Source organism: Coriobacteriia bacterium, assembly GCA_013336165.1.
Lineage (GTDB): Bacteria > Actinomycetota > Coriobacteriia > Anaerosomatales > JAAXUF01 > JAAXUF01.
The window spans coordinates 1-13,034 of sequence record JAAXUF010000011.1 but is presented as its reverse complement, the minus strand read 5'-3'; the positions used below and the strand labels follow the sequence as shown (position 1 = coordinate 13,034).

Sequence of the window (13,034 nt, the reverse complement as noted above, 5' to 3'; positions counted from 1 at the left end):
CCTCGAGGCACGACGCCCCCTGAGACTCCGGCGAGTCTCGTGACATGATCCCAACGACCGGACTACCAACTACCCCTGCAAACCTCCACGTCTTCCGATCCCCGACCGGGTCGAACGCATGAGACTCCAGGCTGCGGTTCTATTCATCGGCAAGCGACTCCGGGTGCTTGAGTTCACGAGGTCGCACAGCGCTGCTGCGACTGACTGTCTTCAGAATCGCGACCCGGGCTTTGGCAGGTACAACTCGTCGGGAAACAGCGATGAACCAACTCGCCGTACTCTTCTGGGTTCGCGCCAGAATCCCTCCGGCGGACCGATTGAAAATCTGCAGGCGAACGTTCTCTCGGTTTGTGCGACACCAGACGGTCTTGTAGAACTCTTCACCTTCGAGTCCATCGTAGAGTGTGGCACCCTCGGCAATTGCCTGTTCAATAGAATACGCTAGGAGGAGTACTCCTGGAGCGTACTGACCCCAATCAGAGTCGAAACCGGTCGAATAGCCTTGCAGCACATCGCCGACCTGATAGCACAGGGTCGCGGCGATCACCTGATCTCCCTCGGTGATTCGAAAGAAGCGCAGGGACCCCTCACGGAGCGCATAGCGCGTAGTCGCCTCGTGAAACTCGACCACGTGCGGGTCGGCGAAACTGCCGGCGTAGCCGCGTCCCTCCCAGCGCGCCTGATGGAGGCGCACAAGCGCTGCGAGCGTTTCTGCTCGTTCCTTCTCGTCACACACGACACTGAAACGTGTCTCGGGATGCTCAACTTGCATCTCCGTCGAACCCCGGCGGACACGTCGCCTCGACCTGCGCGTGAGCCCCGCGAGGAACACCTCATAGCTGTCTGGCAGGACGGCACAGGGGCAGACCGCCGAGACCTCCGATGATGTCGGAAACCCCGCGGCCGAGAACAGCGTCGCGAGTTTCGAGGCTGTCGCACTATCCGCCGGCAGCTTGTTAAGATCCAGCACGTCCCACAAGGCCCTCGAATCGAGGAGCATGCCTGCAAACCCACGGAGCGCGGCATCCCGGTAGTCGGGCAACGCAATCATGTCGAGGTGATTCGGCGTCAGAAGCCCAGAACCCATGAATTCCCAGAGCCTCACACGAGCCCGTGTTGTTCGGCTTACAAGGGGCAGCGCCGCCACGAGTCGATCGCCCGCATGCGCCGTGAGTACGCGAAGGATACGGCCTTCGCCGAGCAGGGACAGCCAATTCGAGAGCCACGAGTGCGTAAGAAACACGGTGGGAGCTGAGATTTTGACCAAAGGATCCCATTCAGGCTCCAGGGCTGCGAACCCATCCCGCGTATCTACCCACCCGAGTTTGAGATCGCGGTCGTGCTCCATCCTATCCCCCGGTTGACAGCACACTGAATAGAAATATGATCCTACATGATGCTCAACCACACTGACAAGAAAGATCCCGATGCGGCCAAACAGACCTCACGTGCGCAAACGCGTGGCAAAGATCTATATGGGCGTATTCATCGTCATGGTCATCTGCATAATCGGCTTGGCCTGGCTGGATCCGCCCACCCCCTCTGGCCCAACTAAACCAAGCTATCGCCTGCTCTTCAACGAAGAGTTCGTGAGCACATCCTTGAATCTCAACCACTGGAACACGCAGATGGTCTGGGGCCGCAACACAACGGGCGAATTGCAGCACTATGATGCCAATGCACTTGCGCTTCGCCAGGGCAATCTAGTGATCATGGCGCAGAAGCAGCAGTCCGACGGCCGAGCGTACTCATCTGGCGTCATCACATCCTCAGGGCGGTTCGAATTCAAGTACGGCTATGCGGAGATCAGGGCCCGCGTTCCCAAAGGACAAGGACTCTGGCCAGCTTTCTGGCTTGCCCCGAGCGACAACGCCAGCACGAGTGAAATCGACGTCATGGAGATTCTGGGGCATGAGACAAACACGGTGCACATGACACTGCATTTTGCAGACACCCTAGGAGGACATGAAGACACTGGAACCGTATTCCTCGGCACGGACTTCTCGGCTGACTTCCACACATTCGCCGTCGACTGGAGCCCCGAGGCGGTCGTCTGGTACGTCGACGGAATTGAGCGTTCTCGCCAGACCACGAACGTCCCTGACGTGCCCATGTACCTGATCGCCAACCTCTCGATCGGCGGCGAGTGGGCAGGGGCACCGTCAGCCGATACCGTGTTCCCGTGTGAGTACGAAATCGACTACATCCGGGTGTTCAAGCACGAGTAGCCGCAGTTGCGTGTTGCTCAGCGGCTACGGAATCGGAAACGGAGTTCTTCCCTCGATAGCCGGCCACCAGTAGGTTTCCCCGCCGCAAGCAGTGATATCCCGAACGAGACACTCTGTCATACGCTCGCTCGACCTCGCATGATTCGCGGTGCCGAGAATCCATGTGCCGACTAGCGGAACGCGGGCGTAGATCACCTGAGCGGCCCTTTCCGCAGCCGAGGGAAACAGCCCTCGAAGCTGAGACCGATAGCTTGCTACGGCCGCAACACGCCCAAGGATCTCATCTTCGTTGAGCACAAGCAGACGATGGCAGACCGTTTCGCCCATCTCACCCGGGTCCGGAAGCTCACAACCGGGTCGCGAGGAATAAGGGTATTCACTGTAGTAGATGATGCGCTCCTCTCCGCAAACCGCCTGAACTCCGCGCCGGACGAGTTCGTGATCCACGTGTCCACCAACACCCGCCGGACAGAAGACAGGGGCCTCGGGATAGTCATCAAGCACCCTGCCGAGCCGATCTCGCAACGCCGCGACGAAGCGCTCCGCGTCGTCGGCATCCGGGCTGCAAATAGGCTTGGCATAGAAGGTATGACCGGCGGCATCCCTTCGATAGATCGCGTCATGCATCCCGAGGTGAACCGGACGAACGCCGAGAAGCCGCGCAGCCTCGAAATCTTCGGTCCGCCTCTGCTCAAAAGGCGTGTCGCCAAGACCCCATTGCCCGTGAGACTCCCGAGCCAATGCGGAGAGTGGCTTCCCAGGTTCGGTATCCGCCGTGCAGACGGTCACCACAATGACTTCCGCACCTGTACCGACCATGCGCCGGATGCCGCCGCCGCAAGACAGAGCGGCGTCGTCAAGATGCGGGGAGACGAAGATGACCGCACCCGTCACGTCCGCCGTGGTGATGCCGGACGGCGGCGTCTTCGTGGTATCCGGATGCGCTACATGCTCGAATGCGGCCATTTCCGCGCGCAATAAGGGGAGACAGATACTGCTATCGATAAGCCGTGGCGGCGTTTTGGGCGACGCAACCAACAGATTGTGCAGGTTGTGCGTTGTGTGAACCAGCCACGTGGCAATGCGCAGGCGGCTGATGTCCTCCGAGCGCACACCGACCGCGGACGCATACGAGACAAGAGCGTCGTGAAACGCTCCGCCATGCTCATCCGCAGGATCAAGCAGCCGCCGATATGAATCGATCATCAACGGGGTGTTCTCGGTGCCGTCCAGAATGAATGCCGTCGTCGCAAGGCAGTAGACGAGATCAAGCCCGGGCAGTCCCTCTTCTTCGCCTGCCTCCCAATCAAAGATCGCCAGACCGGTGTCTGTGACCATGATGTTCCAGGGCGTGCAGTCATTGTGGGAGAAGACGAGCGGCAACTCGCCCAAACCGGCAAGCGCTCTGCGAACGGCAGGCGCCAACTCCTCGTCGCCGAGCACAGCAAGCTGGCGCTCGAGACGCACCAGCCATGGCTCGATCAGGGCACCCCACCACTGCTCGCGTGGCCGCAGTCCCGGGCGCCCCGCGAAAGTCGCCAAGGCATCCGAGATCTCGGTTGCCACGCTGGAGTATCCGCGCTCGCTCGCGACCCTGACGAGTGGAGGACCCGCCACCGCTGTCTCGACCAGCACTGCGAAGCCCGGCTCCTCGCTCCACGCCACAGTCTTCGGCACCGCGATGTTCGTCAACCTGTCCACGGGCTGGCTTGCCAGCTGATCGAGGATCGCTCGCTCGCGGCGCACCTGCGAGTCGGACACGGGATGGCGTGGGGCCTTTGCCACCCAACGCAACTCTCTCTCTGAACCGGCGAATATCATCCAGTTGATCTTGTTTTCGTCGGTGTGCCCGCCCGTCCGCATAACTGAAGCTATTTCGGATGCCGAGACATCTTGACCGGCTGCTGCGATCGTCTGTGCAAGCCAGCCTGCGAAGTCATGCGGCGCCTCAGGATGAGAGCCCTGTATCAGTGGTTTGCGAGCCACCGTCACCACGGGGATGAATGGGTTGTGGAGCATCGCCTCAAGCAGCCAAGAAGCGACGCTTGCCGTAAGCCCTGAACCGAAGCGCTCGTTGGCGACTCGTCGCAGCACTCTTCTGTACCCGGCGGGGTGCGGGAACACCTGCAGCCACAGTACCGCGCTACGAATCCCGGGAGCGCGCCAATAGATGACCGTGTCCTCTAACCCAGCCTCGGCAAGTCTCTTACGAATGCCACGAATACCTCCCGCGCGAATCGATATCCACTCCGAGTAGCAGATCCCGCCGGGACGAAGCGCATTCACGCACAGACGCATGGCTTGAGCGTCCGGCTGCTCCACGACGCACAAATCGCAGTCGCCCGCCTCTGCACAACTCCCTGCAACGATTTGGCCGGGAAGTGCTGCCACTGACGCGCCGAGTGCGCCGTCGGCGAAGACAGCTGTCTTGACGGGAGCGGGACCAGGGAGGAGGAACCGCCAGTCGCTTCTACGCAGATTGCCTGCGGTAGAGAGCTCGCTGCCACCTTGCGATATTGCGTCCCCCGGGCGAAGAACACGCAGGATATCCGGCGCCGTCACCGCAATGACCACCATCTGCGTGATCAGCCAAGCCATGCCGACACCCGCGATGCCAAAGATGCGCAGCCCTACGAGAGTCAGACCGATCAAGAGAATCGAGCTTAAGACTTGTATCTCGACAACGCGCCGAATACGGCGCATGACCCGCAGGTATGACAGGTACCAAATGTTGATCATGAGCGGCAACGCGGCAAGCGCAAGCCAGCGCAGCAGACCGGTACCGGCCTGGGCGTACGCGGAACCGAAGATCGAAAGCACAAATGGAGCGGCAATACCCACGACGACCGCAGTCGGTACAACAAGCACGGCGATGTTGCGCAGTATCAATCGACTGTTGATGCCTGCCCTGTGCCGGTTCGCGGCCGTCTCCGCAGTAAACGAATTGGTCATCCCGCTGGCAACCAAGCTCAGCATGTTCATGATGATCCACGCCTGATAGAAGTAGGCGTTTTCCGCGGGCCCAAGAATTTGCAGAACGATCAGCGGAAGGAGTCTGACCGCCGCCTCCGCAACCATGTTACCAACATGATCGCCGGAGACTGATCCCGCGAACTCGCGCAGGGTGACGTGCCCCTCGGCGGGCGCACGTTCAACGCGATCAGGACGCAGGAACCGCGCGAACACCAGCCATGACACTAGGAGGATCGCAACAGGCGTTGGGAGGAACCAAGACGCCACAAGTCCGGTCCCGCCCAGCAGTCCAACTCCTAGCACGAGCAGGATGATCTTGAGAGAGTTGTACAAGAAGTTCTCGGCGAGAACCCAGACCGCTTGATGCGTACCGATCAGCACGCCGTCCTGCAGATAGAACACGCTCCAGGCCACGACAGCAAGCACGGCCCAGAGCGGGTGAATAGCACCACCCAGCAACCTGCTATCGAAGCCGAGAGAAGCGCTCAGAAGAACCCATAGACCTCCGGCGATCGCCGCCGAGACAATCGCAACCGCATACGCCGAGGCGACCATACGCCGCGCATGCCGTCCCGCACGCGGCACGAATCGCGACATGCCTCCGGCGAGGCCAAGTTGGGACAGACTTGAAACCAGCACGAGCGTAGAGATGACAGCCGAGCTCTCTCCAACGATCGCAACAGGGTAGAGCCGTGCCGCGAGCAGCCAGTAAGTGAATCCGAGCGCCGCAGACAGTACCTGGTTCGCCACGAGTGCGAATGCGTTCGCCTGCATTGGCGTGCGCACAAAACGCCCAAGGTCCAGTCGGCGCAAGACGCTCAAGATACCCCCTTGCGAACCATCGGTAGTGCAGGTGCCTGCACATGAAGCAATCCACTGCTATGCGTCATGCGCACGCTTCTCTCACAGACAATCAGAGAGAGGTCCCCAAGAGGACCTCTCTCTATCGTTGCGAGAGCACATAAGCGCCAGGACCCTAGATATCCATGTCCCACTTGGCGTACAACGTGATGCTCGCGGCGGGCATCGTCGAGAACGTGTACGGCGTGGTGAGCCCCGCGTCGCTGTACCACCCGGCGAATGTATATTCTTCCCTAGTCGGATCAGGTGTCGGAGAAGCGACCGCACTGCCATAGTCTAGGGTGATGGCGCCCACCGCCGAACCGCCGTTGCTTTCGAACGTGATGGTGTAGCTGTTCACGGTCCAATGTGCGTACAGAGTGATGTTCGCGACAATCGAGGTATTGGTGAAGTCGAACTGGACACCGCCAGTAGCGGCCGTGTACCAGCCGGAGAACGTGTAGCCTGTGCGCGTCGGATCGGGACTCGGAGTCCCGATCTTGGAATGGTAGTCGACCACGATGGGGCTGGGGGCGCCGGAACCACCATTGGCATCAAACGTAACGGTCTCTTGTGCGATAGTCACAGTAAGCGTCACTGTCGCCACATTGGACTCAGCTAGGCCGTCGTTCACCTTATAGGTGAAGGTGATGTGGCCCCAATTGTTGTCCGGTGCCCGATAGGTAAACGAGCCGTCGGCTGCAAGCGTGAGTGTTCCGTCCCCATCCGTCAGGCCCGAGACGACCGCGGCGGTCAGGATGTTACCGTCTGCGTCAGTATCGTTGGCAAGTACTCCGGAAACTGCCGGAACGGTAAGTGTCGTGCCCTGACCAACGGTGTAGGCGTCGTTGACAGCCACCGGAGCCTGATTGACACCGCTCACGGTGATCGTCACGGTGACCACGTTCGAGTCAGCCGTCCCATCGTTCGCCTTGTAGGTGAAGGTGTCGGCGCCCACATACCCGGTAGTGGGCGTGTAGGTGAACGAACCGGCAGCCGCAAGCGAGAGTGTGCCGTGTGCCGCCGTGGTGACAACGTAGGCGGAAAGCGTGTCTCCATCCGCATCGGTGTCGTTTACGAGTACCCCAGAGCCTGCCGAAACGGTGAGCACCGTGTCATGGCCGACATTGTAGGCGTCATTCGCTGCAACCGGCACCGTGTTGTTGGCCAGCCAGAATGCCGGACCCTCGTACCTGTAGACGTTGGGCCAGTTGGCAATGACGGCGTCTCTCTCGGTGTCTGAAGCCGTGTAGAAGTGGGAGCCGTTGGTCACGTTGTAGAAACGATAGACCGGAGTCGAGCCTGTCACGTTGGTCGCACACACGTTGTATGCAGGTCCATCGTAGGAGTAGATGTCGGGCCACGTGGCTATCACGGTATCGCGCTCGGAGGCCGAGACGGTGTAGAAGTGAGAACCGTTCTTCTTGTTGTAGAAACGGTAGAGCGGGGCGCTGTTGTCGGGATTGGAGGTGTTGATGGTGTACGCGGCGCCTTCAAACTTATACACGCTGTAGGTCGCTATCACGGTATCGCGCTCATCGGCAGATGCCGTGTAGAAGTGAGAGCCGTTCTGTAGGTTGTAGAAGCGGTAGACAGGTGCACGGGTCGCTGCCGATGCCGATGCCGGAAACGCAACCATCGCAATCCCGAGCACCGCTACGGCCAAGACCGCCATCGCGACAAAACGCATCGCCGGTGTCCTCGGTTCACATTGTTCCCTCACTGCAACTCCCCTTCCTACGCCTGCAGATCCCGATCCCCCTTGGACCGACCTGCAAGGGGGCCAGCCGAAGCGGACCCGCAAGCCAAGCTAGTGTTCATGCCTCATAGTACGTGAGGTTCGGGGTGAATAGGAAGAACCCCGAGCGAATTGGTGCGCGCCATCTGGGGTGCGATGGGCACCGCCACGGCCGAGCAGGTACAATAACGTTCCGGCCGACGAGCCGGTCGATACTGAGCGGAGACCCGAAAGGAGCCAGAGATGCGACGCAGGATCGCTTTCCTTGTCGTCGCAACGATCTCGTTGATCGTCCTGTCTGGCTCACTCGGTAATGCCCAGGTCATTGCGGGCAGCGCAGAGCCGATGGACACAACGCAAACGACATTCGCCATCATCAGCGACGAAGGCATGAACAACTGGTCTGAAGCCCAAGTCGCGAACCTTGTGGCGTCATGGAACCCCGCGTACATCATCAGCGCCGGCGACAACTACAATGCGCCCGCAGGCGGCACCGGAACCGGTCAGTACGACGAGTCGGTCGGCGCATACTATGGCGCCTGGCTCAAAGACATCACAACCACGGGCACACGCTGTCCGGTGGGACTTGCATCGATCAACGCTTTCTTTCCCGCAATGGGCAACCATGACTACTCCGACCCCACACCCGCCGGACCTGAGACGTATCTGGAGTACTTCACTCTGCCCGGCACTGATTTCACCAATACCTCGGGCAACGAGCGCTACTACGACTTCGTACAGGGACCCATCCACTTCTTCATCCTTGACTCAAACCCTGATGACCCTGATGGCTGCAGCAGCACTTCGAAGCAAGCGCAGTGGCTCAAAGCCCGGCTTGCCCGCTCAACTTCGACGTGGAATATCGTCTGCGACCACCACCCACCTTATTCGTCTGATGAGGACCATGGCTCGACCGACTACATGCAGTGGCCGTTTGCCGAGTGGGGCGCTGACGCTGTCATATCAGGGCATGCCCACGTCTACGAGCGAATCATGCGCGATGACATCGTGTACTTCGTCAATGGTCTCGGCGGCAGCAACCCCTACGTCTTCGTCACTCCCGTTTCCGGAAGCACAGTTCGCTATAGCGAAAACTGGGGTGCGCAGAAGGTGACCGTCACCGATGCGACACTGACTTTCGATTTCTACAGCATCGATGGCACGCTGATCGACAGCTATCAACTTCCCTCCCCCCCGACCACCGCTCCTACCGCACCGAGCGATCTACTTGCATCGATCATCTCCACATCGCAGGCCACCCTCTCTTGGATTGATACGGCCGACAACGAGGACGGGTTCAAGATCGAACGATCGGCTGATGGTGTCACGTGGACGCAGGTCGCCACCGTTGGTGCCGACACCGTCACCTTCACGAATAGCGGACTTAGCTCAAACACCACCCTCAGCTTCACAGCGGCTGCGACCGACGGGCAAGTCTCCACTTCGGGTGCGGACTGGGCGAGGGTCCAAGGCGCCACACAGGGCACGAGGTATGCGACCGGCGACATCGAGGTTGGGTCTCGCCTTTTCGCGGGGACCTATTACTGCAGCCGCGGCTATCTCGCCTTCGATTGCGGCGCTCTTCCTGTGGGCGAAGCCCTCCAATCGGCATATCTAACGCTCACGCGCGAAGGCGCTGCAACAGGCGACGACGACTTTTTCGCCTGCGCGTCGAACCAGTACGACGCGACCGCCCTGAGCCCCTACAACTATGACGGGCTTGGGACGGCCAAGCTCACCGACGCCATTAACCTGCCCACAGCAGACACTCCGACCCGGTTTGACTTCAACTTCGCCGGTCTGGCGTATCTCTCCTCTACCGGCCCGTATAAGTGGATCGGCTTGCGCGACCGGGCCGACATCGAAAACACCGTCCCTGTAGTGGATGACGAGTCTTGGCTGTGGGCGTCAGAGGCGACGGAATCGGCGTATCGCCCAATGCTCACTTTGGTCTATGCGGCTACTCCCCCTGTGGCGTACTTCCGCGTGAGGGCCTACAACAGCGCAGGCGACTCTGAGTACTCGAATGTCGCGACCAGTCACGTCAATCACGCTCCTGTCGCAGTAAGTGACACCTACACCGTTGGCCGGGACATGGTGCTTACGGCTTCAGCGGCTTCCGGTGTGCGTGCCAACGACACGGATCCGGATGCAGACCTGCTGGCCGCTCACGTCGTCACTACCACTGCGCACGGTTCGCTCTCACTTGCGACTGACGGCTCGTTCACCTACACACCGACTGCCCGGTATGTGGGCGTGGACACCTTCACCTACAAGGTGAACGACAGAATCGATGACTCCAATGTGGCAACTGTAACGATCACGATTGCGGCTCCACCGGCAGTTCCTGCACCTGTCTACCGCTTCTACAACCTACAGAACGGCTCTCACTTCTACACGGCATCTGCCGATGAGCGCGATACCGTGATAGCGACCTACAGCGTGTATAAGTTTGAAGGCGCCGCGTACACCATCAACACCTCCAATCCCGACAACAGCGCCCCGCTCTACCGTTTCTACAACAAGAAGAACGGTTCTCACTTCTACACCGTCTCGGCCTCCGAGCGAGATACCGTGATAGCCACGTGGCCCGACATCTACTCCTACGATGGACCCGCATACAACGTGTGTGCGACCAACGTGACAGACTCGACTCCGGTCTATCGTTTCTACAACGTGACCAACGGCTCTCACTTCTACACCGCTTCAGACACCGAGAGAGACGCCGTCATTGCCAACTGGCCCAACGTCTACAGGTACGAGGGTCCGGCATTCTGGCTGGCGCCCTGATCGCAAGGTCGGCCTGCTGCCGTCGAACACGTCCATGGTGACCGGGACCGTTATCGGCAGGCCCCCTTCTCGGTCACCATGCTCCCCCAGGCGCTCACGGGAACGTCGATCCACCCCGCATCCTCACCCGCAACCTGCTTGGCGTACCCTTTTGCCCCGGCAAAGGGGTACGCATCCTGCAGCGAGCCATAGCTGGTTCCCGCGACGGTCGCGCTGGTCTCGGGATTCACGAACTGGACCGAGCCACCGGAACCATCCATCACCGCTATCACCTGCGCCACCTGAGCGCCGTCCGCGGCGGGACCGGAGAAGACGATCACGACCTTGTCGGGATTGCCGACCGTCGCGACCTTGCCAGAACGGGATGCGGCCTAGGCAGCGCCCGTCAAGGCAGCAACCACTAGCACCGCCGCAAACACACCGGTCAGGATTGAGCGCGCGGCACTGTAGCGTCCTGGTTGAATGATGTTCCCCTCCCCCGATGAACCGACGAGCAAAGCGGCTCTGGCATGCCGCCGGAGCACCTGGAGCAAAGAAAAGCGGGGACCGAAGTCCCCTCCGACAGAACGCGATGATGAGGCCGTCTTTCCTACTGTCCCAGCCAGAACGCCGGACCCTCATAGCTGTAGGTTACCCCGTAGTGCCCGATCACGTAGTCGCGCTCAATCGCCGAGGCGGTGTAGAAGTGGCTGCCGTTGTTCTTGTTGAAGAAGCGGTAGACCGGAGTGGCACCGGCGGCCGGAGAGGCACACACATTGTAAGCAGGGCCTTCGTAGCTGTAAGTCACGCCGTAGTGCCCGATCACGTAGTCGCGCTCAATCGCCGAGGCGGTGTAGAAGTGGCTGCCGTTGTTCTTGTTATAGAAGCGGTAGAGCGGTGCGTTGTTGTTTGGGTTGGACGTGTTGACGGTGTAGGCGGCACCTTCGTAGGTGTAAGTCACGCCGTAGTGCCCGATCACGTAGTCGCGCTCATCGGCAGATGCGGTGTAGAAGTGGCTGCCGTTGTTCTTGTTGAAGAAGCGGTAGACCGAGTTCAGCGTGGGTGTCACACGCACTGCCTGCGCATATATGCTTACCTTATAGGGCGATGCGCCGGGATTGAGGCCATAGACGTCAACGCTCCAGACACCTCCCGGGGCAATCCGGACGTCTGAGCCATCGCCGAAGAGGCTGTCGATCACTTTGTCATCGGCATCCAGCTCCAAGCCGCCCACCATCGGCTCTTCGACCGTGTAGGCGGAATCGTTCCTGAATGTGCAGGTGTAGGTTCGAATGCCATCCACAACAGGCTTCTCGACCTGGCTTACCAAGGTGAGATCGACAGCCGTCGTGAACTCCGACGGTTGCACTCCTGAAGCCGATACCGTGACCGTAACGGGCAAACCTCTGATAACGGGCATATCGAACATCCACTTGAATGTCGCCGAATCTCCAGGTGCAACGTTGTACACGAATGCTACGCCATCTGGCTCCGTCGCCATGACATACCCATTGTAGGTCACGGTGTAGGAAATCTTGATGGGACCCATTGGGGACGCAGTATTGTTGGTTACCGATCCATCAACCCACAAGTAGCCGCCGCTCCAGTAGTGAACCTCTTCAGATGGAATTGAGACGAAGCTCGCAGCCCCAGCAAGCGATGGCACGAGCATGAAGACGGCAAGAAACAGCACTAGTACCGCAGTGATCCGCGATCGTCTGCGCCGAACACAGACTTCTCTGACGCGCACGATGCCCTCCTCTTTCGACGCTGTCGTATATCGAATTCGTTGAGTCGCAAGACCACCATATTCCCTAGACCCCATCCTAATCCCGCGCAAATGCGGCATCAAGAGCGATCTGTAATCTATTTCCAAGTAGGGCCCGCCCGCGACAATCGGAAAGCCGCGCTCATCAAAAAGACCCGTCAGAAACGCCATTCTGACAGGTCGGATGTGCGTGTGGAGCCGACGAGGGGATTCGAACCCCTGACCCCCGCATTACGAGTGCGGTGCTCTGGCCAGCTGAGCTACGTCGGCCTATCCGTGCCTCTACGCCGAGGGCGCCTGTCCCTCTGCGCTCCCGCCGCCCGATCCCGGGCGATGCCTCCGGCGCCTGCGCGCAGGTCGTGCCCCATCCGCCTCGCCGGCGGGCTGCCCTGCCTCGGGCGCCACCTGCGCTTTCGGCTGCTGCGAAGTCCGGCGCTTGCGATCGGTCCGCTCGGCCTTCTCTGCAGGAGCGGATGTCTCGGCCTGCGCCTGCGGCGCCGCGGCCACACCCTCGCCCGCCTTCGCACCGCCGCCGCGCCGACGCCGCTTGCGGCCGCCTTCGGCTTGCGGCTCGGCCGCCGCCGATGCCGCCGGAGCTTGCGCTCTGGCCGGAGCCGGCGTCTTGCTCGGCGCCTGTGCCCGCATCTTTGCGTCGGCTTCCCGGTCCATGGCCGCGAGCGCCGCCATTGCACCGTTGCCTTCGGCAGCCTCAAGAGCT

General features: G+C 60.4%; 8 protein-coding genes and 1 tRNA gene. 2 read left to right on the top strand and 7 right to left on the bottom strand.

What is annotated here, in order from left to right:
• Positions 1-139 precede the first annotated feature (139 nt).
• Positions 140-1,348, bottom strand: coding sequence for a GNAT family N-acetyltransferase (locus HGA39_07850; protein ID NTW29254.1), 1,209 nt, complete (start codon positions 1,346-1,348; stop codon positions 140-142).
• Between the two features lie 112 nt (positions 1,349-1,460).
• Here HGA39_07850 and HGA39_07845 point away from each other — a divergent pair, with 112 nt between their 5' ends.
• Entirely contained in the window at positions 1,461-2,228 is a 768-nt protein-coding gene (locus HGA39_07845; protein ID NTW29253.1) for a glycoside hydrolase family 16 protein, read from the top strand.
• Positions 2,229-2,252: 24 nt separating this feature from the next.
• Here HGA39_07845 and HGA39_07840 read toward each other — a convergent pair whose 3' ends face one another.
• The gene (locus tag HGA39_07840; protein NTW29252.1) at positions 2,253-6,023 is read right to left on the bottom strand and encodes a phosphotransferase; all 3,771 of its coding nucleotides are present in this window, start codon (positions 6,021-6,023) and stop codon (positions 2,253-2,255) included.
• Between the two features lie 154 nt (positions 6,024-6,177).
• The gene (locus tag HGA39_07835; GenBank protein ID NTW29251.1) at positions 6,178-7,731 is read right to left on the bottom strand and encodes a tandem-95 repeat protein; all 1,554 of its coding nucleotides are present in this window, start codon (positions 7,729-7,731) and stop codon (positions 6,178-6,180) included.
• Positions 7,732-8,022: 291 nt separating this feature from the next.
• Between HGA39_07835 and HGA39_07830 the strand changes: the two genes are divergently transcribed.
• On the top strand, positions 8,023-10,569 hold the full coding sequence (locus HGA39_07830; GenBank protein NTW29250.1) for a cadherin-like domain-containing protein: 2,547 nt from the start codon (positions 8,023-8,025) through the stop codon (positions 10,567-10,569).
• 50 nt (positions 10,570-10,619) lie between these two features.
• Here HGA39_07830 and HGA39_07825 read toward each other — a convergent pair whose 3' ends face one another.
• The 4 genes from HGA39_07825 to HGA39_07810 form a co-directional block, all read right to left on the bottom strand.
• Positions 10,620-10,889, bottom strand: a complete 270-nt coding sequence (locus HGA39_07825) for a hypothetical protein (protein NTW29249.1) — start codon at positions 10,887-10,889, stop codon at positions 10,620-10,622.
• A 269-nt stretch (positions 10,890-11,158) separates the two neighbouring features.
• The gene (locus HGA39_07820; GenBank protein NTW29248.1) at positions 11,159-12,298 is read right to left on the bottom strand and encodes a hypothetical protein; all 1,140 of its coding nucleotides are present in this window, start codon (positions 12,296-12,298) and stop codon (positions 11,159-11,161) included.
• A gap of 211 nt (positions 12,299-12,509) precedes the next feature.
• Positions 12,510-12,586: transfer RNA gene (locus HGA39_07815), tRNA-Thr, on the bottom strand.
• Positions 12,587-12,598: 12 nt separating this feature from the next.
• Positions 12,599-13,034: hypothetical protein (locus HGA39_07810; protein ID NTW29247.1), on the bottom strand; the 436-nt coding region annotated here is incomplete at its 5' end.